Genomic DNA, 26,938 nt, shown 5'->3' on the forward strand with positions numbered 1-26,938 from the left:
TAACCTTGCCTTGCCCTGATCGCCGGGCAAGCGTCTTTCACTTCTGTTTCAAAGTTACAGTCCACTAGCGGAGACAGCTTGCTGCCTCCACCGGTTGTACATTTATTTCAAACAGGCAGGCGTGATTTTTTTCTCGACCGCATATTTGTTCGACGATTCTTCCAGCATGGCACGTGTCAAAGCCTTGTCACCCGTGATCCAGTTGGGCGTGATGGCTTTCCATTTGTCACCTGTCCATTGCTGTACTTTGACAGCGCCGGAACCTTCATGGTCTTCACACGACGTTTTGACCGGTGGGAACATGCCCATCGCACCCAGCGCCTTTTGGCGGGCTTCATCGACGTTCAGGTTTTCAAAGCCCCAGCGTATCTGTTCGGACGTCATCAGCTTGCCCTTGCCGAATTTCTCTTGCGCTTTCAGGATGGCTTCTGTCCACAAGATCGCCGCCGTTATACCACGCATGTGATATACCGTACCGATGCGGGATTTGTCGCCCAGGTTGCCCTTGCCAGTTGCATACACCTTACTGCGGATTTCATCCAGCACAGGATAATTGCCAGGGGTATTGAAAGTCATCGTGGTATAACCTTTGGCGGCGTCACCAGCTGGTATCGCATCTTCTTCTGAACCAGCCCACCAGACACCCAGCATTTTTTCACGTGGATAGCCATTGCGTTGCGCAGTTTTGATTGCCACCGCGTTCATGACACCCCAGCCCCACAGAATTACATAATCAGGATTGGCCTGGCGGATTTGCAGCCATTGTGATTGTTGTTCATTGCCTGGATGGGCGACCGGGATCTTGATCAGTTCAAAACCATATTGTTTGGCCTGAGCTTCAAGCACCGGGATAGGTTCTTTGCCGAAAGCCGAGTCATGGTACAGATGGACAATTTTCTTGCCTTTGAGTTTATCCATGCCACCCGACTTATCACCCAGGTATTTGGTCATGGCTGCGGCCTGGTTCCAGTAACTGGTAATCAGCGGGAAAATATACGGAAATACTTTGCCATTGGCGGCGTCAGAGCGTCCATAACCCAGCGTCGTCATGGGGATTTTGTCTTCAGCAACGCGATCCAGGATACCGTAGGCGATACCGGTAGACAGTGGTTCTATCAGGGATGCACCACCCTGTGTCTTTTTCAGGCGTTCATAGCATTCAATACCGCGTGACGCATTGTATTCAGTCTCGCACTCTTCCCAGGAAATCTTGATGCCATTCAGGCCGCCTTTGGAGTTGACCAGGTTGAAATAATCGATAGCCCCACCGAAAAACCCGGAGCCGCCAGCCGCATACGGGCCGACGCGATAGGACAGGATGGGAATGAATTGGTCATTCGCCTGCGCTGTGCCGATTGCCCCGCAGATCGCCGAGGCCAGTAGTAGGGATTTAAGCAGTTTCATAGTGTCTCCTTGTGGTTGGATGGGTATTGCCTGACGCTTGTCATCTTCGATAAGATGCTGCGTCTTTTTATGAATTTCTTTTTCACACCTGATACATCTCTTGTTACATCAAAACTTATTGTCAGCACTTAATGAGGAAACGGCCAAAGCCGCAATTTCTCTTTAGTGATTTGCCACAGTCTTGCCAGCCCATGTGGTTCAACGATCAGGAAGAAAATGATCAGGGCACCGAACACCATCAATTCCAGGTTGGATGCCACATTGGTCGGTAATGACAGGCCGTGGGCCAGCAGGTTCAATACGATGGGCAGCAGGATGATGAAGGCCGAACCCAGGAAAGAGCCGAGGATGGAGCCGACACCACCAATGATGATCATGAACAGGATGCGGAAAGACAGGTCCAGGTTATATGCTTCCGGTTCCACCGTACCCAGGTAGGCATAGGCATACAGGGCACCGGCAATGCCACAATAGAATGAAGACACGGCAAAGGCCAGCAGCTTGGTGCGCATCAGGCGAAAACCAATGACTTCGGCCGCCACGTCCATGTCGCGCACCGCCATCCATGAGCGACCGACGTTGGAGCGCACCATGTTTTTCGCCAGCAGGGCCAGTACACACACCACGCTCAGTGTCAACAGGTATTTTTTGACCGGGGTATTGAAGCTCATGCCCATGATCACCATCTCTTGCGCGGTGATGACGCCGGAAGAGCTGTAGTTGGTGAACCACTGTATCTTGGTCAGGCACCAGACCACAAAGAACTGGGTCGCCAGGGTCGCTGCCGCCAGATAAAATCCACGTATGCGCAGGGATGGCAAACCAAAGGCAATGCCAACCATTGCAGCTGACAGGCCGCCCAGCACAAAGGCCAGCAGCACCGGGATGCCAGGTATCCTCAGCACGAAATTGTAAGATGCAAATGCACCCACCGCCATGAAAGCAGCCGAACCCAGCGACAATTGCCCGGCATAGCCAGTCAGGATATTCAAGCCCAGTGCCGCCAGTGAGAAAATCAGGAAAGGAATAAAGACGGCAGAAAAGGCATAGTCGGATGCCAGCCAGGGCACGCCGAAAAATGCCGCCACCAGGATAATCACGATGGCGATGCGGTCCTGTCGTATCGGGAAGATTTGATTATCCGCCTGATAACTTGTTTTGAACTGACCTGCTTCACGGTAGAACATGCTTGACCTCTGATCTTGATTTGCCGGTATGGCCCGCGCAATATTTCATTCAAATTCTGCGTATGATTTTTTCGCCAAACAAACCTTCCGGCCTGACCAGCAAGAACAGCAACGCCAGTACATACGGGAACCAGCCTTCTATGCCACCCCCCACCAGCGGGCCTATATACACTTCCGCCAGTTTTTCTGAGGCACCGATGATCAGGCCACCGACTATCGCTCCTGGCACCGAGGTAAATCCTCCCAGTATCAAGACCGGCAAGGCTTTCAGCGCCACAAAGGTCAGCGCAAACTGCACACCATTGCGGGCACCCCACAGCAAGCCGGCTACCAGGGCAACAAAACCAGCCACTGCCCAGACGATGCCCCAGATCTGTTGCAGGGGAATACCGACAGCCAGTGCCGCCTGATGGTCATCTGCCACTGCGCGCAGGGCACGGCCTATCTTGGTTTTGGAAAACAGCAGGGCCAGACCGGTCACCAGCATGGCGCAGATCAGGGCGGCAATGACATCAAATTGCGATACCAGGATATTGAATTTTTCCATCAGAAATTCTATCGGCACGTCATCAATCGGCAATGTCAGTTTGTGTGGTTGCGAACCCCACAGCAATTGCGCCAGGCCTTCGATAAAAAAGGTCAGGCCTATGGTGGCCATGAACAGGGTAATTTCTGGCTGGTTAACCAGTGGGCGCAAGACGATGCGTTCTATCGCCAGACCCAGCGCTACCATCACCAGCATGGTCAGCGGTATCGCCAGCCACAAGGGCAGTTCAAATTTTTCTGTCAGGCCGACACAGGTCAGGGCGGCAAAAAAAACCATGGCTCCCTGCGCAAAATTGAATACGCCGGATGCCTTGTAGATCAGCACAAAACCCAGCGCAACCAGTGCATACATGACCCCGGACAACAAGCCACCAATAAACACTTCAAAGAAAAAACTGATATTCATTTCAACCTCTTGTTCACATCAACATGCGCGAATAACTGGGATGATTAACGAAGACCCCTCAACACAGAGGCACAGAGACACAAAGGAAAACCATGAGGAAAGCTTTTCAATTCCAGATTTTTCTTGTGATTTTCTTTGTGCTTTTCTCTGTGTCTCTGTGCCTCTGTGGTTAATGGTCTTAAGTTCTTCCATATTTAATGCGCCACGCCCAGATAGGCATTGATCACTTCCTGATTCGCCAGTACTTCGGCAGGGGTGCCGTCGCCAATTTTTTTGCCGTAATCAAGCACCACCACACGATCAGAAATATCCATGACCACACCCATGTCATGTTCAATCAGTACGATGGTGGTGCCAAGCTGGTCATTGACATCCAGGATGAAGCGGCTCATGTCCTGTTTTTCTTCCACGTTCATGCCAGCCATGGGTTCATCGAGCAGTAAAATTTCTGGCTCGGCTGCCAGCGCCCGTCCCAGTTCCACCCGTTTTTGCAAACCATAAGACAGGCGACCTACCGGTATCTTGCGGATGTGCTGGATTTCCAGAAAGTCGATGATTTCCTCAACTTTCTGGCGGTGGGCAATCTCTTCCTTTTGCGCAGGTCCCCAGTACAAAGCCTGCATGAGGAAATTGCTTTTCATTTTCAGGTTACGCCCGGTCATGATGTTGTCGAGCACACTCATGCCTTTGAACAGTGCGATGTTCTGGAAGGTACGGGCGATGCCACTCTTGGCTGCCGCATAGGTATTCATGCCCTTGCGATGCTTGCCGCGATACGTGATGTCACCCTGCTGTGGCCGGTATACGCCATTGATGACGTTCAGCATCGAGCTTTTGCCCGCACCGTTGGGGCCGATGATGGCGCGTATTTCATGTTCCTTTACATTGAAGGAAATATTGGTCAATGCCTTGACGCCGCCGAAAGACAGCGAGATGCCTTGCATGTCCAAAATCACCTCGCCGATTTTCCTGTTATCTGCCATTACTCTTCCTCACGCCGCCAGCTTTTGGGCAGAAAATGTTTTGACATCGCTGATATGCAAATCGGCACTGACCTGGCCCTGACGGCCATCTTCAAATTTGACCAGGGTTTCTATGAATTGCGAACGCTTGCCGGAATACAGGGCATCAATCAGCACAGCATATTTGTGTGAAATGAAACTGCGCCTGACCTTGCGGGTACGCGTCAGTTCATCATCATCCGGGTCCAGCTCTTTATGCAGTACCAGGAAGCGATGGATTTGCGTGCCCGCCATCAAGTCTTCACTGGCCAGGTCGGCATTCACTTTTTCCACACAAGACAAAATCAGCTGATAGGTCTCGGCCTTGGCCGCCAGGTCGGTATAACCGGAATAGGCAATGCCGCGTCGTTCCGACCAGTTGCCGACGGCTTCCATATCGATGTTGATGAAAGCGCACACCATGTCACGTTCATTGCCAAAGGCGACGGCTTCCTTGATGTAGGGGAAAAACTTGAGTTTGTTTTCAATATAGTTGGGGGCGAAGATGTCGCCCTGCCTGAGCTTGCCGACGTCGGCAGCGCGGTCTATGATTTTCAGGTGTCCATCCTGATCAAAAATGCCAGCGTCACCGGTATGGAAGTAACCTTCTGCATCCATCACTTCTGCCGTGGCATCTGGCCGTTTGTAATAACCGGTCAGCATGGCATCCGACTTCACCAGCACTTCTCCATTCGTGGCCAGTTTGACCTCGACACCGGGGGCTGCGGCACCAACGCTGTCGAACTTGATTTTGCCATCAGGTTGCAGGCAGACGTAGGCACAGGTTTCGGTGGAACCATACAACTGCTTCAGGTTGACACCGATAGAGCGGTAGAAACGAAACAGGTCAGGGCCGATGGCGGCACCAGCGGTATATGCAACCCTGACGCGGGATAAGCCCAGTACATTCTTGAGCGGTCCGTACACCAGCAATTTGCCTAGTCCATAACGAATTTTATCGATGAGTGCGACCGGCTTTTTATCCAGGATATCGGCACCAACGCGGCGCGCCACTTCCATGAAATGCGCAAACAGATGACGCTTAATGGTACCGCCATCTTCCATGCGTATCATCACCGTGGTCAGCATATTTTCAAACACGCGCGGTGGTGCAAAATAATAGGTGGGGCCGACTTCGCGCAAGTCTGTCAATACGGTTTCGCTGGATTCCGGACAGTTCACCGTGAAACCTGCAGCCATGGCCTGTGCAAACGAAAACAGATGATCACCAACCCAGGCCATCGGCAGATAAGACAGGATGTCTTCATTTGCAGTCAACTGGTCAAACTGCATGCCGCCTATGGCGGCTGTCATGAAAGAACGATGGGACTGACATACCCCTTTCGGTTTGCCGGTGGTGCCTGAGGTGTACAGCATGACGGCGGTGTCATCCGGTTGGCCCAGTTCCACTTCCTGCATGAAAAAATCAGGGTGTGTCCGATCATAGGCGCGCCCCAGTTCTTGCAGTGCCGCATAGGAAATCAATTCGGGCTGATGATAATGACGCATGCCACGGTCATCATCAAAGGCAATGTGCTGTATGCCTGCATAATGCTGTTTGATTTCCAGCAGCTTGTCGACCTGTTCCTGGTCTTCGACGACAGCGAAGACAATTTCTGCATTTTCCAGCACATAGGCCATGTCGGCGGCTGGTGCATCCTGATACAGTGGCACCGGTATGCCACCCAGGCATTGGGCGGCTGCCATGGCCCAGTACAGGCGTGGACGGTTGTCGCCGATGATGGCGAGGTTCATGCCGCGCTTGAAACCCTGCGCAGCCAGGCCACAGGCGAGCGCGCGCACTTCCGCATTCACCTGTTGCCAGTTCCAGGTTTGCCAGATACCCAGATCCTTTTCGCGGAAAGCCGGATGCGCTGGCCGTGTTTTCCCGTGCTGTAGCAATAGTCGCGGGAAAGTCGAATTTGCTGCTTCTTTTTGCTTCATGTCTCCACCACTAGCCTTATTTCATATACTAATTTTTATGGGCTTGTTGTCCTGTGAGTTTCCTCACTTCCCCTTACGGCAAACTTACGCTTCTTGCGTAGTTTATCTGGGGAAATTATTGCGGAGCGCCTGTTGTGGCGAGATTGAATGATTTGGACGTGAACCATCCTCCAGTGTTAGCTGTAGGGGGAAAACCTCGCTTACAATGACTCCGTATTTCTTTTTGTTGATGGGATAGTAGTCTCTTCATGAACTATGGGTTGTCATTCGACGGACAATCTCGAAGAATGAAACAATTATCGGTGGTGCGTTGCACAAATATGACAAAACAAATCGGCGACCCAAAAGAGCGTTTTAGCAAAACCATGTGGGCCAGCATGCTGGCACCGGAACATATGCAAAAGGTGGAAGAGGAAGTGATGGAACGCTTCATCCCCGCCGGTGGCTATGTCTGCCGCAAAGGTGACCCGGTAGAGTATTGGATGGGTGTCGTCGATGGCTTTCTGAAAATGAGCAGCATCTCACCAGATGGCAAGACCGTCACTTTCAGTTGCATGTTGGCCGGTGGCTGGTTTGGCGAAGGTTCATTGCTGAAGACCGAAGCGCGTCGCTATGATGTCGTGGCTTTGCGCGACACCCGTGTGGTCTATATGCCGCGTTCCACTTTCACTTACCTGCTGGATAACAGCATTCCCTTTAACCGCTTTCTCTTGCATCAATTGAATGAAAGACTGGGGATGTTTATTTCCCTGGTCGAATATGACCGTATGCTTGATCCGGATACCCGTGTGGCGCGTTGTCTGGCGGCGATGTTCAATTCTTACCTGAACCCCGGCAGCAGCATGCAGATCCAGATTTCTCAGGAAGAGATAGGCTATATCTCCAGCGTGTCGCGCCAGCGCGCCAATCAGGCTTTGCAACTGTTGGAAAAGAAAAAACTGTTGAGTGTCGATTATGGCGGCATCACCATACTTGACCTGGATGGCCTGCGTCGCTTTCCAGAAGAGTCTGCGGATGAGCCGGCAGCATGAAGACCCTGAACGTCATCGGGGCCGGCAAGGTCGGTAGCGTACTGGCAAAGAATTTTATTGCACGGCAGGTTTTTTCGATACAGCAAGTCATGAACCGCACGCTGCACAGTAGTCAGGCAGCAGTAGCCTGGCTGGGTGAGGGAACTGCTGTGGATGCGCTGCATCACATGCAGCCTGCTGATGTCACCATGCTGACGGTGACGGATGACCAGATCGTCCCAGTTTGTGCGGCAATGGCCGCAGCCGGTGTGCTGCACGCAGGCAGTATCGTGTTTCATTGTAGCGGTGCCAAGGCATCGACCGAATTGCAGGCGGCCATGTCAGCCGGCGCGGCGGTTGCCAGTGTCCACCCGGTGCGCAGTTTTGCCGATGGCAAGGCTATCGCAGCGGAGTTCGCTGGCACCATCTGCAGTGTGGAAGGCGATGTCCGTGCCCTGGCCGTGCTGCTGCCTGCCTTGCAGACGATAGGTGCGCAAACGGTAGAGATCCGTGCCGACAGCAAATTGCTGTACCACGCAGGGTCCGTGTTTGCCAGCAATTATCTGGTGACACTGATGGAAACCGCCTTGCGCAGCTATCAGGCCGCCGGCATACCCTTCGATCTGGCACAACAGATGGCGGCACCACTTGCCAGGCAAACGCTGGATAATGTCTTTGCCATGGGAACCGTGCAAGCGCTGACCGGCCCGATCGCTCGCGGTGACATGCAGACCGTGGCCCTGCAGCAAAAAACGGTGGCTGCCTGGGACCAGGCGGCGGGTGACTTATATCAAGCCTTTATACCGATGACCCAGGATGTGGCGGCCCGCCGTCATTCAGAAAAATAAACACTGTTGCGGCCATTTTCCTTGGCCTGGTACAGCGCCTGGTCGGCGCGTTCAAACACGCTGTCTTCGGTATCTTTGTCACGGCATTCTGCCACCCCCATGCTGACGGTAATCGACAGTCGGGTGCGGGTCAGGTCTGTTGTGCGTGAAAAATCATTGTTGGCAATCGTATTGCGCAGGTTTTCGGCGATTGACGTGGCTTTTTCCAGCGTACAATTTTTCAGCAGGATCAGGAATTCTTCGCCACCCCAGCGGCAGATGATGTCGCTTTCACGCAGTGAGCGCTTGGCGATCAGGGAAATTTCCTTCAGCACATGGTCACCCACCAGATGCCCTTGCTTGTCATTGATCGTCTTGAAAAAATCGACATCCAGCAAGACCACGCACATGGGCTGGCGCGAGCGTTCACCATCCAGCAGTGCTTGCTGAAAGACAAAGTCAAATGCCTGGCGATTCAGCAGATTGGTCAAGGTATCGGTAGAGGCCGATTTTTCCAGACGTTTTTGATAACGTCTTACCGTCACCAGCAAAATGATCAAGACCAGGATCGTGATACCTGCACTCACCCCGATATTGATGAGAAAGACATTTTGCAGCGGTTTGATTTCATTGCTGGTTTCCTGCTCTACCAGCAGGTGCCAGCCCAATTCAGGGATGAAACGGGAATTGACCAGCATGGTTTCATTTTCGGCCTTGTATTCCAGGTGCAGGGATTCACTTTTGCGGTTGCCCAGTATCTGTTGTGCCAGGCCGCTGATGCCAGGCATATTGCTGAGATTGCTGCGTATCTTTTTCATGTTGTTGCCAGCCAGGGCGATATTGCCTTTCTGGTCGACGAAAAAGATATTCCTGTGGAAACGGGCCTGATAATTGTCGATCAGGGTCTTCATGGTGTCGAGTGTCATGCCGATCCCGGTGGCACCGATGAATTTGCCAGAATAATCGACGATACGGTAATTGATGAAGATGGTCATGGTGTCACGATTGGCCATGTCCGCATCTACATTGGTTTCGTAGTCTGTTTTCAGGTTACGGATACGAAAAAACCATTGATCGCGTGGTTCGGTCTCGCTGACGGCTTTCAGCACACCATCGGCGGTGTAATACTGATGGCTTTGCTCGGATACCAGGAAGCTGGAAATGGCGTGATTCTTGAGCTTGATTTCTTTCAGGTATTTGGCGATCAGGTCCTTGTCTTCTTCACCGTTAATGATCCAGTCACGCAAAAACGTGTCATGCGCCATTTGTGAAGAAACAAATACCGGGCGCAAGATATCTTTTTGAATTTCGGAATACACATTGTCGCCCGTGATGGGCAAAGTCTGTTCAGATATACCCTGCTGTATCACATCACGGGATACGACAAAAGACGCCACGGTAGTGGAAACAAAACCTGCAATCAGGATCAAGGATAGCCATACCAGCAGACCATATTTTTTTAACATTGTTTGCATGAATGATAGACGGAGCGTAAGCGTGAGGTTTGCCGCACGATAATACTATAAACCCATGCAGTTTCAGGGGTATTTGCTTGCCTGTCACGGGCATAAATCATCAGTTTGATGCCTGATACGCTTAAATTTAAGTGGATGCCTGGCGATTATTCCTGATTTTGGGTACGGGGCTGTCATTACCCGGTTTTTTCATAGCGATGCCATCCGTATCGCTGCCGCTGTATCCATGGAGCACGAAAAAAATGCCGCGATTCGCGGCATTTTTGTCCATCGCCCGATAAGCTTAAGGACGTGGTGTCAGTGAAACATGCAGACGCAGGCGTGAACCCGGGTCATACGGCATGACGGACGTATAAGTGCGGTTCTGGTACTCATAGGTAACGGCATAGCCATTGGTACGCGATTCCCAGTGGTCTATATTGCGGCATTGGCGTACCGGACGGCTTTCATAGACAGGTTGGTTATTGTTGTAATTATTGTTATTGTCATTATTGTCAACCCGATCGCCAACGATTGCACCTGTCAGGGCACCGGCTGCTGCGGCTGCAATACGGCCATTACCGCCGCCGACCTGGCTACCCAGCAAACCACCGGCGATACCGCCGATGATGGCACCGCCGCTGCTGCGTTCAGCCTGCCTTTGTGGGGCCTGGCGCTGGCTGGTTTCGTATTCGGTACGGCATTCCTGGCGTGGTACATTGACTTGCTCGACTTGTGGCGTGACGCTGACGACGCGCGCAAAATCATCAAAGTCGGCAGCATAGACAGCGGGAAGTGCCATACCCAATGCCATTACGGAAGCCACTTTGGACAGTGTATTGAAGGAAATAGTCATGTTTTACCTCTTTTGACGTGGATTGTATGCAAAACCGCTGTATTTGCCCGTGTTCAGGCTGATCACAAGGCAGCCGGGGTCGATCAACAGTCATGGCGAATTTGCTTTGGTCCTGTGATAGTCTCTATTTAACGTCTGAACTCAAAAAAAGAAGACATAAAAGTGTAAGCGTGTGTTTCAAAGGGCTTCTTGCACTTTAATTAATTGCCCTCATATGCAGCCTTCGTGCGCGCATGTGCTCATTTGCTCATTTGTATTGATCCCGATTGGAGACTGTATGCAATTGCTTTGGACTTCCTGGCTGACCGTCGCGGTACTGGGGTTTTATATCTGGATAATCTATAAGGTCGGCCATGCCCGTACCCAATTTCAGGTCAAGGCCCCCGCCACCGATGGCCCCCCAGAATTTCTGCGTGTCTTGCGCGTGCATGCCAATACGGTGGAGCAAATGGTTCTCTTCTTTCCAGCGCTGTGGCTATGCGCGATCTGGGCTGGCGATAAACTGGCGGCAGCCATGGGTCTGGTCTGGCTGGTAGGGCGTTGCATGTATGCCATTGGCTATTACGCCGATGCCAGTAAGCGTTCCAAGGGATTCATGATTTCTACTTTGGCGGCCATGGCCCTGTTGCTGGCGGCGATGACTGGAATGAGCGGGGTACTGAAATGAAAGGCAAATCTTTGCTGGTGTCCAGTCAATTGTCTGCGTCGGTATGGGCATCTTATGTATTGGCGGCCATTGCCTTGTTGCTGGTCTTGAAAGCCGGCCTGGTGGTGGCTCTGTTTTCTGGTTTGCTGGTGTTTTCCCTGATACACGTCCTGGCACCCGCCATAGAACGGCGCTTCAAACACCGCCAGCCGCGCATGATCGCCGTGGCATTGTTATCAATTGTAATGATTGTCGCCGTCATCGTGGTGATCTGGGGTGTGCATGTCTTCTTGCGCAGCGATGCCGGCAACCTGCATAATTTATTACAAAAACTCGCCGACATCATCGAAGCCTCGCGCAGTCAATTACCGGAGTGGGTAAGTACCAACTTACCGGAAGATGTTGATGATTTAAAAACCATCATGACCCAATGGCTGCGCGAACACGCTGGCGAAGCGAAGCAACTGGTGCCAGAAGCCGGTCACCTGATCGTGCATTTGCTGCTGGGTATGATCATTGGCAGCATGGTTGCCTTGCGTGATGCCAGTGGTGACCGTAATAACAAACCCTTTGCCGCTGCCATGTTGCAAAGAGTCAGCAACCTGAGCCAGATTTTCCATAAAATCGTTTTTGCGCAAGTACAGATATCCTTGATCAATACGGCAATGACGGCAATCTATCTGCTCGCAGTGCTACCCATGGCGGGCATACACTTACCGCTGACCAAGACCATGATTGCCATCACCTTTGTGGCTGGCCTGATACCGGTGGCCGGGAATATCATTTCGAATTCCGTGATCGTGATTGTCGCCTTGTCTCATTCACTGAATGTAGCCATTGCTTCCCTGGTATTCATGGTGGTGATACATAAGGCAGAATATTTCCTGAATGCCCGCATTATTGGTGCCCAGGTGAATGCCCGTGCCTGGGAACTGTTGACCGCCATTCTGGTAATGGAAACCCTGTTTGGCGTGCCTGGGGTAGTGGCAGCGCCGGTTTTTTATGCCTATATCAAGAAAGAACTCAGTGATCGTGGCCTGGTTTGACGCAACATAAATACGATGCAGGTCAATTTTATTAATAAATATTTAATTATTAAAAGGTAAATGATGATATTGGAAATTGCCGATATTCGTATCCACGCAGGGCAGCAGACCGAGTTTGATGTTGCCATTCAGCGTGGTCTGGCAGAAGTGATACAGCATGCCAAAGGTTTTCTTGGTTTTAAAGTCAATAAAAGCATAGAGTCGCCGGAACGCTACGTCCTCATGATTTACTGGGCAACGCTGGAAAACCATACGATAGATTTTCGTGGTTCGGAAGCCTTCCAGCAATGGCGTGCGATTGTTGGCCCTTACTTTGCGGCGGCACCTGTGGTCGAGCATTTTGACCTGCTGGCAAAGTCAGGCTGAGTCTGACGGATTTTTTCTGGCAGTATCTGGTGAGCCTGCCTTGATTCTGGCCATTTCATCCCAAGCTTAGGCAGCGATACCGTGCAGCGTTAACCTGGCGCGGTGTCGTTGGCTTTTGTTGTCATCTGTGCGTGTTGTGCGGGATATGTGACCATGGAAGCAAGTCAATTTGGCAAAAAACCTGCACTACTAAAAGGTCATTATGGTTCCGCATCTCGTCACCGCTCTCAACGGCCCCCTGCTCGATCTCGAAAAGAAGATACTCGAAGCCACTCCTGCGATTGAACGCTGGTTCCGTCTCGAATGGCAGGAACATACACCGCCTTTCTATTGTTCCGTCGATTTGCGCAATGCCGGTTTCAAACTGGCACCGGTAGACACCAATTTATTCCCGGGCGGCTTTAATAATCTGGCATCAGAAATGCTGCCGCTGGCAGTACAGGCGGCGATGGCGGCGATAGAAAAATATTGTCCAGACGCCAAGAACCTGCTGGTGATTCCCGAAAGCCATACGCGCAACGTGTTTTATTTGCAAAACATTGCACGCATGATGCAAATCTTCCGCCAGACCGGTCTGAATGTACGCCTGGGTTCCCTGTCGGCTGATATTACCGAACCGACACCGATTGATTTGCCAGACGGCAGCCAACTGGTGCTGGAACCGCTGGAACGTTCTGCCAATGGCCGTCGCCTGGGCCTGAAAAATTTCGACCCCTGCACCATTTTGCTGAACAATGATTTGTCGGCAGGCATACCGGCGATACTGGAAGACATCAACGAACAAACCTTGCTGCCGCCCCTGCATGCAGGCTGGGCTTTGCGTCGCAAGAGTAATCACTTCCATGCGTATGATGAAGTGGTCAAGAAATTCGCCAAGATGGTGGATATTGATCCCTGGATGCTGAACCCCTATTTTGCCAAGTGCAAGGACGTGAATTTCCACGACCGCAGCGGCGAAGATGCGTTGGTGGCGACGGTGGATACCATCCTGGCCAAGATACGCAAAAAATACAAGGAATACGGTATCAAGGAAAAACCTTTCGTCATCGTCAAGGCCGACGCCGGTACCTATGGCATGGGAATCATGACCGTGCATGATTCCAGCGAAGTGCGTGACCTGAATCGCAAGCAGCGCAACAAGATGTCCGTCGTCAAGGACGGCATGGAAGTCAGGGATGTCATCGTGCAGGAAGGTGTCTACACCTTTGAGCAGATCAATGAATCGGTGGCCGAACCGGTGGTGTACATGATAGACCGTTATGTCGTCGGCGGCTTTTACCGCGTGCATGAAGACCGTGGTGTCGATGAAAACCTGAACGCGCCCGGCATGCATTTTGTACCACTGGCTTTTGCCCAGCAACATGCGGTGCCGGACATGAAGGCCAAGCCGGGTACGGCAGCACCAAATCGTTTTTACATGTATGGTGTGGTTGCGCGCCTGGCTTTGCTGGCAGCGTCACTGGAGTTGGAAAAGACTGATCCCAACCCCGAAGTATACTAATTTCTGATTCGTCACCAATATCAAATATTGCCATGAAAATCGCTTTCCTAACCGATCCGCTGTCGCAGTTCAAGACATATAAAGATTCCACTTACGCCATGATGGTGGAGGCGGGCAAGCGTGGCTATGCGGTATATGCTTTCGGCCCCGATGATCTGGCGCTGGAAAGTGGCAAGGTGGTCGCGAATATCCGCCGCGTCATCCTGACTGGTGACAGCCATGACTGGTACCGTCTGGAACCAGCAGAAGCGCTGCCCCTGAATGCCTTCGATGCGATCCTGCAACGCAAGGACCCGCCTTTCGACATGGAATACATTTATTCCACCTATCTGCTGGAACTGGCTGAGCAGCAAGGGGCAAAGGTATTCAACAAACCGGCAGCGATACGTAATCACAATGAAAAACTCAGCATTGCCCAGTTCAGCCAGTTCACTGCGCCTACGCTGGTAACACGCGACGAGCAAAGAATCCGGGCCTTTCACCGTGAACATCAGGACATCATCCTGAAACCGCTGGATGGCATGGGTGGCACCGGTATTTTCCGCATTCGTGAAGATGGCATGAACCTGGGTTCTGTCATAGAGACACTGACCGTGAACGGCAGCCGTACCATCATGGTACAGCGCTATATCCCTGACATTGTCCATGGTGACAAAAGGATATTGCTGATCGGTGGCAAAGTGGTACCGTTTTCGCTCGCACGTATCCCGCAAAATGGCGAGGTCCGTGGCAATCTGGCTGCCGGTGGGCTGGGCGTCGCGCAGGAATTGTCAGCGCGCGACCTTGAGATTGCACAGACTTTGGCACCCGAACTTTATCAAAGAGGCTTGTTGCTGGTAGGATTAGATGTAATTGGCAGTAACCTGACCGAAATCAATGTCACCAGCCCGACCTGTTTCCAGGAAATTACCCAGCAAAAGGGATTCAATGTTGCGGCTATGTTTATCGATGCGCTGGAAGTCGCTATTGGTGACCATTAGTGACCGTTAATGGGGTGATGACAGGTGATGCCGCTTTGGCCGCTGTGCTGAATACCCGGATAGATAAGATTCCCCCGACACACATGATCGCAACTCCGTAAGAACTGAATAGATATGGTTGGCATACTTTTGATGACGCATGCACCGCTGGGCACTGCTTTTATGCAGGCCGCAGCCCATGTTTTTCGTGGCATGCCGGAGCGCTTTGAAGCGATTGATGTGATCGCTGACCAGAACATCGAGGAAGTCAACCGCCTCGCACGTGAAGCCGTGCAGCGTCTTGATGATGGTTCCGGTGTGTTGGTGATTACTGATGTCATGGGGGGAACGCCCTCGAATTGTTGCCGTCAACTGGGTGATCCTGACCGGGTCGCCATCATTGCCGGCATCAGCCTGCCGATGTTGCTGCGGGCGATTACTTATCGTAGTGATGTGCTGGATGTGGTGGTGGAAATGGCGCTGGCGGGTGGTCAGAATGGTGCCATCCGTCTGGATAACCGCGTTCGCCTTTCACCGAATTAATTGAAGGAAAGTAAAGCATGATTCAACAGGAAATTGAAATTGTGAACAAACTGGGCCTGCATGCACGTGCTTCAGCCAAGTTCACACAAACTGCAAGCAAGTTCAAAGCCGAAGTCTGGCTGACCCGCAATAATCGCCGGGTGAATGGCAAATCCATCATGGGTGTGATGATGCTGGCAGCAGGCAAGGGTAGCAAAGTATTACTGGAAACCGAGGGGGCTGACGAGCAGGCGTGTTTCGATGCGATAGTCAGCCTGGTCAATGACAAGTTTGGTGAAGGTGAATAAGGCGCTGCTGCAGCGGATGCTTCGTCAGATTTGAAACAAAGTTTGTCCAGGCGGTTGGGGGGAAGCCCGAGGTTTCATCAGTCGACGACAGGCACGCAGTTAGCCAGTTCTTGCAGTGCATATGCCTGACTGAACCTGGAGAAAAAACTGCTGTAAATGAAACAAATGGCAACACATTCTGCATTGTTGCTTTGGCTATATTCTGTTAAGTTGTTCTTTCTTGAATATACCTATAAGAACCTGTTTACGATCTGTAGCGAGCGTGCATCAGCGGGAGTAGGGTAACAAAAACGCAGCGCAAAAAGCGGAATGTACTTAAGACCATGAGCATTTTGAGCAGCACATGAGCCCCGATCACGCCCGCGCTTAAGATCGTAAACAGATTCTAAATGGATGTCTCATCCTTTGAGATACACAAGAAATAACAACAGGGTTGCATGATGGCTGGCACCCTGGACTATTGCAATTTTGGGGGACAAGGCATGGCATCATTTACATTGCAAGGCATCCCCGTTTCACGCGGTATTGCTATCGGGCGCGCGCATTTACTGCGGCCAGCGGCCCTTGATGTACAACATTATCTGGTCGGGCAAGAGCAGGTCGAAGCCGAAGTGTACAGACTGCAGGCAGCCATCGTCCAGGTCCATAAGGAATTACAGGCCATCTGGTCGGATTTACCGCCAGATGCGCCCACCGAACTCGGTGCCTTTATCGACGTTCATGTATTGATCCTGTCTGATCCCATGATTTCCGAAGCACCGCTGGATATCATCCGTACCCGTCACTACAACGCTGAATGGGCACTGGTGAGCCAGATCGATGAATTGTCGGCTCAGTTTGATGAAATTGAAGACGACTATCTGCGTGAACGCAAGGCCGATATCCAGCAGGTGGCAGAACGGGTACTCAAGGTACTGACCGGCACAGCTGGCAATGCCATCCGTTCTGACGGTATTGATGAACGCAGTGCCAACATGATCGTGGTCGCCAGGGACATATCGCCAGCAGACATGATGCAATTCCGCGATATGGCGTTTACCGGGTTTGTTACGGATGAAGGCGGACATAACTCGCACACGGCCATCGTTTCGCGCAGTCTGGGAATACCGGCAGTGGTTGGTATGGGCAATGCGTCACGCCTGATCGAACAGGATGACTGGCTGATTATCGACAGTGATGCTGGTGTGGTCATCGTCGCCCCAAGTAATCTGGTACTGGAACAATACCGTGAGCGTCAGACGGTGCTGATGAAAGCCAGGAAGAAACTGGGCAAGCTGAAAAAGACGCCGGCTATTACCCAGGATGGTGTCGAAATTACCCTGCTGGCGAATATCGAATTGCCGCAGGATGCGGCAGCGGCGCTGGAAGCCGGGGCCAGTGGTGTGGGTCTGTTCCGTTCTGAATTCCTGTTCATGGAAAGCAGTGGACTGGAACATAAATTGCCGACTGAAGAGGAGCAATTCGAGGCGTATCGCGCGGCAGTCACCGCCATGAAAGGCCGGCCAGTCACTATCCGTACCCTGGATGTTGGTGCCGACAAGCCGCTCGATACCACCGACCACAATATCCTCAACCCCGCACTGGGTTTGCGGGCGATACGTTATTGCCTGGCAGAGCCACAATTGTTCCTGACACAATTGCGGGCGATTTTGCGCGCTTCTGCATTTGGATCGGTGAAGATACTGATACCGATGATGGCGCATGGTTTTGAAATTGACCAGTCACTGGCGATGATAGAACAGGCAAAGGCCGAGCTGCACAAGGAGGGCAAGGAATTTGATGCCAAAATCGCGGTTGGTGCAATGATAGAAATCCCGGCGGCCGCCTTGTCGCTGCCGATGTTTGTGAAGAAGCTGGATTTCCTGTCGGTAGGGACAAATGACCTGATTCAATACACCCTGGCGATTGACCGCGCTGATCATGAAGTGGCGCACTTGTATGACGATCTGCACCCGGCCATTCTGCAATTGTTGCAGATGATTATCACAGCCGGCGAACGTGCCGGTATCCCGGTATCCATCTGTGGGGGCATGGCCGGTGATATACGGCTGACTCGTTTGCTGACGGGCATGGGTTTCCGCGAATTATCGATGCCTGCCGCCTTGTTGCCGGAAATTAAGCAGGAAATTCTGAACACCCGGCTGGATGCCTTGCAGGGGCATGTGAAGAAGATATTGCGTAGTTACGATTCCGCAAGCATTCGTGAAACCCTGGCAGTGATGGCCAGCATTACGCCAACCCCGCCAACCTTGCATTAGCGGACATTCGTGGACTGCAGCCAGCACGGCGCTGAAGGTTTGACGGCAGCGCCGGACTTGGTTATCCTTAGTGTATTGCGCCGATTTGAAAATCAGCTTGCGGGCGCGTTTCGGGAAGTTTCCCGAATGATAAATACGGCTAAAGCGAGCTTGAATGCAGCTTTCCCCCTCCCCACATTCAGCCCTTCTTTTAGCCTTCCTGAGTTTTTTGATAACGTAATAACGAGTTGATTCTCGATGGAAGAGTGTATGTCATCCTCACCTGGATCAGTTGGAATTGTGACGCCACAAGCGTTTCAATTCGATGAGCCTTTGGCTTTGCAAAACGGCACCTCGATTGCCGGCTATACCCTGATGCTGGAAACCTATGGCAGTCTGAATGCCGACAAGTCAAATGCCGTCCTGGTTTGCCACGCCCTGAATGCTTCACACCATGTGGCTGGCGTGTATGCCGACCAGCCCAAGAATATAGGCTGGTGGGACAATATGGTGGGACCCGGCAAGCCGGTCGATACAAATCGTTTTTTCGTCATCGGCGTGAATAACCTGGGTTCCTGTTTTGGTTCTACCGGCCCCATGCATACCAATCCTGCGACCGGCAAACCGTATGGAGCAGATTTCCCGGTCGTGACGGTGGAAGACTGGGTCAATGCGCAAGCCAGGCTGGCTGATCGTCTTGGGATTGTCCAATTTGCTGCCGTCATGGGTGGCTCGCTCGGTGGCATGCAGGCATTGGCCTGGAGTATTTTGTATCCTGATCGCCTGCGTCATTGCGTAGTGGTGGCGTCCACCCCCAAATTGTCAGCCCAGAATATTGCTTTCAATGATGTGGCAAGACAGGCGATTTTGACTGATCCCGATTTTCATGGGGGTGATTTTTATGCCCATGGTGTGGTGCCGCGCCGCGGCTTGCGGGTAGCACGCATGATAGGTCATATCACCTATTTGTCTGATGATGACATGGCAGAAAAATTTGGCCGTGACCTGAAGGGTGGCGACTATCAGTTTGGCTTTGGTGTGGACTTTGAAATTGAATCTTACCTGCGCTATCAGGGTGATAAATTCTCGGATTATTTCGATGCAAATACCTATTTGCTGATTACCAAGGCACTCGATTATTTTGACCCTGCCCGTCATACCGGCGGTGATTTGGCCAGGGCGCTGGCGCAGACCAAGGCCAAGTTCCTGCTGGCTTCTTTCACGACTGACTGGCGCTTTTCGCCGGAACGCAGCCGCGAAATCGTCAAGGCCCTGGTCAGCAACAAACGAACCGTCAGTTATGCAGAAATTGATGCGCCGCACGGCCATGATGCTTTCTTGCTGGACGACCCGCGTTACCTGAATCTGGTGGCCGCCTATTACCAACGCATTGATGCAGAATTGCAGGGAGTGGCAGCATGAACTTTTCCGAATTAAGCCATCTGCGCCCTGACCTGGCTTTTATCGCGCACTGGATCAAGCAACAGGCACAAGTGCTGGATGTCGGTTGTGGCGACGGTGTCATGCTCGACTATCTGCAATCCGACAAACTATGCACTGGCTATGGCATAGAAATCGCTGACGACAAGGTGCTTGATTGTGCCCGGCGCGGCGTCAATGTGATCCAGCAGGACATGGAAAATGGCCTCGACATGTTTGGCGACGATGCCTTTGATACCGTGCTGTGCCTGTCTTCGCTACAGATGATGAAACATGTGGAACCACTGCTCAGGGACATCGCCAGGGTTGGGCGCGAAGCGATTGTTTCTTTCCCCAACTTTGGTTACTGGCCACATCGTACCGCGCTGTTGCAGGGCAAGATGCCAGTATCCAAATCCTTGCCGTATCAGTGGTATGACACACCGAATGTACGCTGTGCGACGATTTATGATTTTTATGACCTCGCCAATGAGGTCGGGCTGGAAGTGCTGGAATGCGTCGCCCTGCATGAGGGTAAGCTGGTGACCTGGCTGCCCAATTGGCGTGGCAGCCTGGCGGTGTTCCGCCTGCGCAAAAAGTGACAGTGCAAGAAGTGACGGCGCAGATGCTGGTAAAAGCAGCGGATATGATGAAAGAATCTTTTTCAAAGAATCGCCCCCTTTAAATGAACACAACTGCTACCATTTCCTGCAATGAGATTGTGTACCTTCAACGACTGTCTGCTGCCATGAAACTGACTTGCCTTGCCCTCGTATTTTCCAGCCTGTTTGGGGTTGCCAGCCTTGGTCATGCCCAAAACAATGCTAATCAGGACGGTGTCAAGGTGGGCGACATGTCCATCATGCGCAAGTTCGCTCCTACCGGTGCGCTGGAAAACCAGGCGGCTGCCCAGTATGCGCAGACCATGCAACAGGCGCAAAGGCAGCGCGCGCTTGGACCGGATGATAATCCCCAGGTGATGCGCCTGCGTGCCATCGCAAAAAAATTGATTCCTTACGCGCTGAAGTGGAATGAACGTTCCCAGCAATGGAAATGGGAAGTCAATCTGATTGGTTCCAAGCAAATCAATGCCTATTGCATGCCGGGCGGGAAGATTGCGTTTTATACAGGCATTCTTGATAGCCTGAAACTCACCGATGATGAAGTCGCCATCGTCATGGGTCATGAAATCGCCCATGCACTGCGTGAGCATGGTGCCGAAAGAGCCGGTACTGCAAATATCGCCAATGTCGGTGTTCGTATCGTTGAAATGTGGGCCGGTGCCAAAGGCTATGACCCCAACCTGGCAGGTGGGGTAGCCAGCGGGGTTGCCAAAGTCAGCATGCTAAAATTTTCCCGTGGGGATGAAACCGAGGCGGACGTGGTCGGCTTAGATATTGCGGCACGTGCCGGCTATGATCCGCGTGCTGGCGTTGCCTTGTGGCAAAAAATGGGCATGGTCAGCAAAGGTGCGCCGCCGCAGTGGCTGTCTACCCACCCTGCGGGTACCGCCCGTATTGCCGAAATCCAGCGTCATTTGCCCGAAGTCATGCCTTTATATGCACATGCCAAAGGCGTCAGCATCACTTCGCTGCCACCGTATCAAACCAATGTGAAGGGCATCGCGCCCGTTCTATATTCGGCAAAATAAGCGCAAAACTGGTAAATAACGTTGCTGCAACGATAATTTGTGGCGCAATTGTGACAGTTTATTGCTGCTTAAACCACTTTGTCATCATCCTTTCATAATTGGATGTGACACTCTGCTAGTTCAAAATTTTATGTGATAGACTATTTTCACATATCAAAATATCTAATTAACAGATCATCTGCCCAGGCATTTGCTCAAGTTTAAAAGATGTCATTAGGGGATAGACGCACTGTAATAAGTCCGTCTGTTTTTTGTTTGGAAATAGCAATCGTTTGCGCCGTTCGAGATTATTTATTTTCTCAAAAAAGCAATCGTTTGCGCGACCTGATATGGCCACAGGATATTTCTAATGTGACATGTAATAGCAGATGAGTGTTGTGGAATTACAACCAGTTACAAAAAAAAGCCAAAAAATTTGGCAAAAAACAAGCTGTGTAGGGGATGTCATCAGGCAGTTGTGATGGCTTGAGATGATGAACGGGGTTTTGCACTAATTTTAATTTCCATTTGTAAAATGATTCGGGAGCTTCAATGAAACAATCTAACAAATCGTCCATATTTCCATCGCGTTTGTCGATGGTAGCGATCGCATGCCAACTGGCATGCCTGAGCATGTCCTCTGCTTACGCACAAACAGTAGAAGTCAAACAAACTGCTGAATCGACAGAAAGTGCGGACGCCAAGCGCGTTACCATTACCGGCCGTAAAGTTGGTACTGGTTTGATGGTGGATGAAGACGCACCAAAAGCACGTAGTACTGTTACCCGTGAGGAGTTGATCAAACAACGTCCAACCGGCAACGCATACCAGGCGTTGGATCTGTTGCCTGCGGTGAACTCATACAACTATGACGCTACAGGTTTGTTTGGTGGTGGTTTGACATTGCGTGGCTTTAACAGTGACCAGATTGGTTTTACTGTTAACGGTGTACCCGTCAATGACTCCGGTAGCTTCTCGGTTTTCCCACAAGAATTTGTGGATCAGGAAAATACCTGTTCCAACTTTGTTACCCAAGGCTCTACTGATGTTGACTCTCCTCACGTAGGTGCAACCGGCGGTAATATTGGTATTACTACATGTGAACCAGAAAAAGAAAGCCGTATCCGTGTCATGCAGACATTTGGTGGCCTGAAGATGTACAAATCTTTCCTGCGTTATGACACAGGTTTGATTGGCGAAAGCAAAGCCCGCTTCTTCATCTCTGCATCTCATGCCCGTTCCGACAAATGGAAGGGTGAAGGCCAGGCTCAACGTAATCACGTTGATCTGGGTGGTCGTATAGATTTCGATCGTTTTAATTACATTAACGGCAACATATTGGTTAATAGTGCAGTTAACAATAACATCGGCACCCTAAGTTTGGCCCAGTTGAACCAGTTTGGTTACAACTATGATTTCGGTTCCACTTTTACCCCAGGCCATTTAACCCCGGTAAACGGACAACCACCCCAGGTAGAAACTGGTCCTAGCCCGCAATATTACAAATTGGCTACCAATCCATTCCAGAACGTGATCGCCTCAGTAACAGGTCAATTCCGTATAGCTGAAAATACTGATCTGAAGGTATTGCCTTATTTCTGGTATGGCTACGGTACAGGTGGTGTGCAGCAAAAAGTGGTTGCCGAAAATGGCTTCCTGAACGCGGGTAAATTGACAGGTACTGTTGATCTGAATGGTGATGGCGATACTCTCGACAAAATCATCATGGCTGGCAGCAGTGTCACACGTACACAGCGCCCTGGTATCACTGCATCCATCAGCCACACGATGGACAACCACACTATCCTCGGCGGTTTCTGGTTTGAACAGGCGACACATCGTCAAACTAGCCCTATCGTACCGGTCGACGCTTCTGGCAATCCTGCGGATTTCTGGCTGCGTGACGGCATCATTTTGCGTCCAGATGGAACACGATATGAAGCTCGTGACTGGAAAACCATCAGTACTGCATGGCAGTTCTTCCTGCAAGACACCATCAGTTTGCTGAACAATAAAATGTCCATCAATGTTGGTGTGCGTTCGCCCCATGTCAAACGTGACTTCACCAACTATGCGAATGAAGGCGGCACGCTACCCACTTACACGACGACATACAATGTGCAGCAGACATACAGCGATTTGTTGCCACAACTGGGTATCAAGTACCAGATCGACAATACCAATCAGTTGTATGCAAGTCTGGCTAAAAACATGAAAGCCCCGCCTAACTTTGCGTTTGCGCCTACTAGCAACAATGTACAGTTCGTGAATGGTGTAGCCACGATTACCGGCAATCTGAAAGAAGAAACAGCATGGAACCTGGACGTTGGTTACCGTCATCAAAGTGATGTATTGACTGCTCAAGTTGACGTTTTCAATGTTGACTTCAAAAACCGCCAGGGTAATGCTTACGATCCTATCGCTGACAAGAGTATCTATACCAACGTAGGTGCAGTGTCCATGCGCGGGATGGAAATTGAATTGGGTAACAAGCCTATTAATGGTTTGTCATTCTACGGTTCGGTCAGCTATACACAAAGTAAAGTCAAAGATAATATCGTTTTCAGTAAAACGTCTTTCTTGCCAACATCTGGCAATGAATTTGCTCTGACACCAAACTGGAAATATGGTTTGAGTGCGCAATATGAAACAGGTGCGTTCTATAGCCGCCTCAAGTTCAAACATACTAGTGCGCAGTATGCAAGTTTGATGAATGATGAACTTGTTCCTGGCTACCATGTTGTGGATTTTGATGCCGGTTATCAATTCCCAAATTGGGGCATGATGAAGAAGCCTACCGTGCGTTTTAATGTGAGCAACATATTCAACGAGCAATATCGTAATCCTAGTTCCGCCACTATCCTTAATACCAAGGCAATCAATGGTGTTAGCGCTAGTACCGCGTTCTACTATCTGGGTTCACCACGTTTCACATCTGTCACTCTATCCGCCGATTTCTGATAGGTTGGCATAATGCTGTGAACTCGCAATCTCACGGCAGCTAGATTGTTTTGGGCCCGCAACAAGCTTTCTTGTTGCGGGTTTTTTCTTTTGAATTCAAGAATCGTTTTTATGCAAAAGCTTAAACTTATTTCAGTGCTGCTCGCCAGCAATTTGCTGGCAGCCTGTGCAAGTACCGACATGGCTGGCAAGAGCACTACCATAGACATTACCATTTTCAGCATCAACGATTTTCACGGCAATCTGCAGGCCAGCCAACCCGTGCCGTATATGGCAACCAAGATGGACCCGGCACATCCGGGTGAAAAAATCTCGGTTCCGGCCGGTGGTTATGCCTACCTCAGCAGCAAGCTGAGTGAGCGGCGCAAGGCTGTTACCAACAGCATACTGGTGGGCGGCGGTGACCTGATCGGTGCTTCGCCCATGGGTTCTGCACTGATGAAGGATGAACCTGTGATCGAGGCCATAAACCGGCTCGATCTGTCTGCCACCGCTGTGGGTAATCATGAGTTTGACAATGGTACTGCCGACCTGATGCGCAAGATCAATGGCAACTGCCCGGCTGGCGGTTGTGCTTATCAGGAATTCAGTGGTGCCCGTTTTAGCTATCTGGGCGCGAACGTATACGAGCAGGGTAGTAGCACGCCGTGGCTGACACCGTATGTGATCCGTCAGGTGGGCGAAGTGAAAGTCGGTTTCATCGGTGCCGTGACTTCCGACGTGCCAAATCTGGTGGCAGGTGATGCTGTCAAGCATTTGCGCTTTGAAGATGAAGCCACCGCCATTAACCGCTACGTGCCGGAGCTGCAAAAACAGGGTGTCGCCGCGATCGTGGTATTGATACATGAAGGTGCTACCTACAAGGGCGCAGAAACCGATCCGACCTATCGTTGCGAGGGCTTGCAAGGTCCTATCATAGAGATCAGCAAAAAGCTGGACAAGGCGATTAGCCTGGTGGTGTCAGGCCATTCGCATCAGGGCTATACCTGCAAGATCGATGGGCGACTGGTGGTGCAGGGGCGCAGTTATGGTTCGTTTTTGACAGAATCGACGCTGACGATAGACCGCAACAGCAATACGGTGATCAAGGCAGTGGCGGTGAATCATCTTATTGATCAGCAGCTACTGAAGCCGGACCCGGCCGCACAGGTGCTGGTGGATCTGGTGGCGAACCAGACTGCCAGCCTGCGTCTGCGTCCGATCGTGAATCTGAATGCGCCTTTGTCGCGTTCCAGCGAGGGCGGCACATTTGACAGCAGCCTGGGTAACATCATCGCCGATGCCCAGTTGCACCATGCGCAGCATATGGGTGGGGGCGAGGGCGGGGGCGATATGGCATTCATGAATGCAGGCGGGATACGCAGTGACGTGCCATCCGGCAAATCGCAAGGGCCAGTCGCCATCAATTACGGTGACCTGTATGCTGCCCAGCCCTTTGGTAATAATCTGGTACGCATGCGTCTCAGCGGTTCCCAGATACTGGGTGTGTTACAGCAGCAGTGGGAAGGCCGCAGCATCGACGACCCGAAGAAACTGTTTGTATCCCATACCATCACCTATAGCTGGGACCCGCAAGCCGCAGCAGAAAAGCGTATCAGCAATGTGCTGATCAAGGGCAAGCCGCTGGATATGAATCAGCAGTACCTGGTGGTGGTGAATAGCTTCCTGGCAGATGGTGGTGACGGCTTTACCCTACTGAAGCAGGGCAAGGACCGCGAAATAGTTGGTCGCGACATGGAAGCTTTTGAAGCTTATGTGCGCGAGCAGGGCAGCCAGTTGGGTGAAGTCAGGCGTGACCGTGTCAAGCGCGTGGCAGGCAGTGTCACCAAGCCTTGATCGCATGAGTCACTGCCTGGTACGGTTACCAGGCAGTGACTGGGGTGACTGCAGTCGCCACAGTGCTCAGTACCGGCTTATTTGTAATGGATGATCAAGGGGGCATGATCGGAAAAACGCTGTTCTTTATAGATGGATGCAGAATGCGCTTTTTTCCCTATGCCACCTGTGGCAACGTGGTAATCGATACGCCAACCGACGTTGTTTGCCCAGGCCTGTCCACGATTGCTCCACCAGGTATAGGCGTCGCCAGTGGTTTCGGGGTGCAGGTGGCGGTACACATCCAGCCAGCCTTGTTCGTCAAACAGGCGTGTCATCCAGGCGCGCTCTTCTGGCAGGAAGCCGGAATTCTTTTGATTGCTTTTCCAGTTCTTTAAGTCGATTTCCTTGTGAGCGATATTCCAGTCGCCACAGATAATGATTTCTCTGCCTTCAGCTATCAATCCCTGCAGGTGTGGGAAGAAGGCATCCATGAAGCGGAATTTGGCCTCCTGCCTTTCTGGCGACGACGAACCGGAAGGGCAATATAGGGAAATCACCGACAATTTTCCAAAATCGCAACGCACATAACGGCCTTCGGCATCGAATTCCGGGTAGCCAAAACCGATGGCGACCGTATCTGGTTGTTTTTTACTGTAGACGCCCACACCTGAATACCCTTTTTTTTCGGCATAGTGGAAATGACCGTGATAAGCATGGGGATTCAAAAAGTCAGGCGTCATGTCTGCTTCCTGGGCTTTCAGCTCCTGTACGCAGACAACATCCGGTTTTTCTTTTTCCATCCATTCAAAAAACCCTTTTTTTGCGGCTGAACGTATGCCATTCAGATTGGCGGAGATGATTTTGGTCATGATGAGTGTGGGCTCCAGATG

24 protein-coding genes are annotated in these 26,938 nt (G+C 51.4%); 15 read left to right on the plus strand and 9 right to left on the minus strand.

Translation table 11 applies throughout. The features are described from left to right. Positions 1-102 precede the first annotated feature (102 nt). The 5 genes from ACO0K9_RS25585 to ACO0K9_RS25605 form a co-directional block, all read right to left on the minus strand. A complete protein-coding gene (locus tag ACO0K9_RS25585) occupies positions 103-1,404 on the minus strand; it encodes an ABC transporter substrate-binding protein (RefSeq protein ID WP_422989780.1) in 1,302 nt (433 codons plus the stop codon). Positions 1,405-1,532: 128 nt separating this feature from the next. Beyond that, on the minus strand, positions 1,533-2,591 hold the full coding sequence (locus tag ACO0K9_RS25590) for a branched-chain amino acid ABC transporter permease (RefSeq protein ID WP_422989782.1): 1,059 nt from the start codon (positions 2,589-2,591) through the stop codon (positions 1,533-1,535). A gap of 49 nt (positions 2,592-2,640) precedes the next feature. After that, on the minus strand, positions 2,641-3,537 hold the full coding sequence (locus ACO0K9_RS25595) for a branched-chain amino acid ABC transporter permease (protein ID WP_422989862.1): 897 nt from the start codon (positions 3,535-3,537) through the stop codon (positions 2,641-2,643). Between the two features lie 200 nt (positions 3,538-3,737). After that, positions 3,738-4,526 (minus strand): ABC transporter ATP-binding protein, encoded by a 789-nt coding sequence (locus ACO0K9_RS25600; RefSeq protein ID WP_422989784.1) that lies wholly within the window; start codon positions 4,524-4,526, stop codon positions 3,738-3,740. Between the two features lie 9 nt (positions 4,527-4,535). Continuing rightward, a complete protein-coding gene (locus ACO0K9_RS25605; RefSeq protein WP_422989786.1) occupies positions 4,536-6,488 on the minus strand; it encodes an AMP-dependent synthetase/ligase in 1,953 nt (650 codons plus the stop codon). A 320-nt stretch (positions 6,489-6,808) separates the two neighbouring features. On the opposite strand from ACO0K9_RS25605, the gene ACO0K9_RS25610 reads away from it, so the two are divergent. After that, the gene (locus ACO0K9_RS25610) at positions 6,809-7,519 is read left to right on the plus strand and encodes a Crp/Fnr family transcriptional regulator (protein ID WP_422989788.1); all 711 of its coding nucleotides are present in this window, start codon (positions 6,809-6,811) and stop codon (positions 7,517-7,519) included. Beyond that, positions 7,516-8,346, plus strand: coding sequence for a Rossmann-like and DUF2520 domain-containing protein (locus ACO0K9_RS25615; protein ID WP_422989790.1), 831 nt, complete (start codon positions 7,516-7,518; stop codon positions 8,344-8,346). The genes ACO0K9_RS25610 and ACO0K9_RS25615 overlap by 4 nt, the downstream gene beginning before the upstream one ends. Here the strand turns inward: ACO0K9_RS25615 and ACO0K9_RS25620 are convergent. Both ACO0K9_RS25620 and ACO0K9_RS25625 read right to left on the minus strand, forming a co-directional pair. Beyond that, the gene (locus ACO0K9_RS25620; RefSeq protein ID WP_422989792.1) at positions 8,331-9,800 is read right to left on the minus strand and encodes a sensor domain-containing diguanylate cyclase; all 1,470 of its coding nucleotides are present in this window, start codon (positions 9,798-9,800) and stop codon (positions 8,331-8,333) included. The genes ACO0K9_RS25615 and ACO0K9_RS25620 overlap by 16 nt on opposite strands. A 283-nt stretch (positions 9,801-10,083) precedes the next feature. Continuing rightward, positions 10,084-10,635 (minus strand): glycine zipper 2TM domain-containing protein, encoded by a 552-nt coding sequence (locus tag ACO0K9_RS25625; protein ID WP_422989794.1) that lies wholly within the window; start codon positions 10,633-10,635, stop codon positions 10,084-10,086. Positions 10,636-10,912: 277 nt separating this feature from the next. Between ACO0K9_RS25625 and ACO0K9_RS25630 the strand changes: the two genes are divergently transcribed. The 11 genes from ACO0K9_RS25630 (at position 10,913) to ACO0K9_RS25680 (ending at position 21,290) form a co-directional block, all read left to right on the plus strand. Further along, complete coding sequence (locus tag ACO0K9_RS25630; RefSeq protein ID WP_422989796.1) at positions 10,913-11,302, plus strand: MAPEG family protein; 390 nt, start codon at positions 10,913-10,915, stop codon at positions 11,300-11,302. Further along, complete coding sequence (locus ACO0K9_RS25635; RefSeq protein WP_422989798.1) at positions 11,299-12,327, plus strand: AI-2E family transporter; 1,029 nt, start codon at positions 11,299-11,301, stop codon at positions 12,325-12,327. The genes ACO0K9_RS25630 and ACO0K9_RS25635 overlap by 4 nt, the downstream gene beginning before the upstream one ends. A 63-nt stretch (positions 12,328-12,390) precedes the next feature. Further along, positions 12,391-12,693: an antibiotic biosynthesis monooxygenase family protein gene (locus tag ACO0K9_RS25640; protein WP_422989800.1), complete on the plus strand. Its 303-nt coding sequence runs from the start codon at positions 12,391-12,393 to the stop codon at positions 12,691-12,693. A gap of 202 nt (positions 12,694-12,895) precedes the next feature. Further along, entirely contained in the window at positions 12,896-14,194 is a 1,299-nt protein-coding gene (gene gshA, locus ACO0K9_RS25645; protein WP_422989802.1) for a glutamate--cysteine ligase, read from the plus strand. A gap of 32 nt (positions 14,195-14,226) precedes the next feature. Beyond that, a complete protein-coding gene (gene gshB / locus ACO0K9_RS25650) occupies positions 14,227-15,174 on the plus strand; it encodes a glutathione synthase (protein WP_422989803.1) in 948 nt (315 codons plus the stop codon). Between the two features lie 114 nt (positions 15,175-15,288). Next, on the plus strand, positions 15,289-15,696 hold the full coding sequence (locus tag ACO0K9_RS25655; protein ID WP_422989805.1) for a PTS sugar transporter subunit IIA: 408 nt from the start codon (positions 15,289-15,291) through the stop codon (positions 15,694-15,696). 17 nt (positions 15,697-15,713) lie between these two features. Further along, entirely contained in the window at positions 15,714-15,983 is a 270-nt protein-coding gene (locus ACO0K9_RS25660) for an HPr family phosphocarrier protein (protein WP_422989806.1), read from the plus strand. A 482-nt stretch (positions 15,984-16,465) separates the two neighbouring features. Then, positions 16,466-18,241, plus strand: a complete 1,776-nt coding sequence (gene ptsP / locus ACO0K9_RS25665) for a phosphoenolpyruvate--protein phosphotransferase (protein ID WP_422989808.1) — start codon at positions 16,466-16,468, stop codon at positions 18,239-18,241. 249 nt (positions 18,242-18,490) lie between these two features. Then, positions 18,491-19,642 (plus strand): homoserine O-succinyltransferase MetX, encoded by a 1,152-nt coding sequence (gene metX / locus ACO0K9_RS25670; protein ID WP_422989810.1) that lies wholly within the window; start codon positions 18,491-18,493, stop codon positions 19,640-19,642. After that, entirely contained in the window at positions 19,639-20,241 is a 603-nt protein-coding gene (gene metW / locus ACO0K9_RS25675) for a methionine biosynthesis protein MetW (RefSeq protein WP_422989812.1), read from the plus strand. The genes metX and metW overlap by 4 nt, the downstream gene beginning before the upstream one ends. A gap of 83 nt (positions 20,242-20,324) precedes the next feature. Beyond that, positions 20,325-21,290 carry a M48 family metallopeptidase gene (locus ACO0K9_RS25680; protein ID WP_422989814.1) on the plus strand — a complete coding sequence of 322 codons (966 nt, stop codon included), beginning with the start codon at positions 20,325-20,327 and terminating at the stop codon, positions 21,288-21,290. A 383-nt stretch (positions 21,291-21,673) separates the two neighbouring features. Here the strand turns inward: ACO0K9_RS25680 and ACO0K9_RS25685 are convergent, their stop codons facing one another. After that, complete coding sequence (locus tag ACO0K9_RS25685) at positions 21,674-21,904, minus strand: hypothetical protein (protein ID WP_422989816.1); 231 nt, start codon at positions 21,902-21,904, stop codon at positions 21,674-21,676. Between ACO0K9_RS25685 and ACO0K9_RS25690 the strand changes: the two genes are divergently transcribed. Together ACO0K9_RS25690 and ACO0K9_RS25695 are read left to right on the plus strand one after the other, a co-directional pair. After that, the gene (locus ACO0K9_RS25690) at positions 21,903-24,230 is read left to right on the plus strand and encodes a TonB-dependent receptor (protein ID WP_422989818.1); all 2,328 of its coding nucleotides are present in this window, start codon (positions 21,903-21,905) and stop codon (positions 24,228-24,230) included. The two genes, ACO0K9_RS25685 and ACO0K9_RS25690, sit on opposite strands and share 2 nt — an antisense overlap. Before the next feature lie 111 nt (positions 24,231-24,341). Further along, positions 24,342-26,066 carry a bifunctional metallophosphatase/5'-nucleotidase gene (locus ACO0K9_RS25695; RefSeq protein WP_422989820.1) on the plus strand — a complete coding sequence of 575 codons (1,725 nt, stop codon included), beginning with the start codon at positions 24,342-24,344 and terminating at the stop codon, positions 26,064-26,066. 77 nt (positions 26,067-26,143) lie between these two features. Here ACO0K9_RS25695 and ACO0K9_RS25700 read toward each other — a convergent pair whose 3' ends face one another. Continuing rightward, positions 26,144-26,917, minus strand: coding sequence for an exodeoxyribonuclease III (locus tag ACO0K9_RS25700; protein ID WP_422989822.1), 774 nt, complete (start codon positions 26,915-26,917; stop codon positions 26,144-26,146). Positions 26,918-26,938: the final 21 nt, after the last annotated feature.

It is taken from the genome of Undibacterium sp. Ji50W, from assembly GCF_049340445.1.
Lineage (GTDB): Bacteria > Pseudomonadota > Gammaproteobacteria > Burkholderiales > Burkholderiaceae_D > Undibacterium.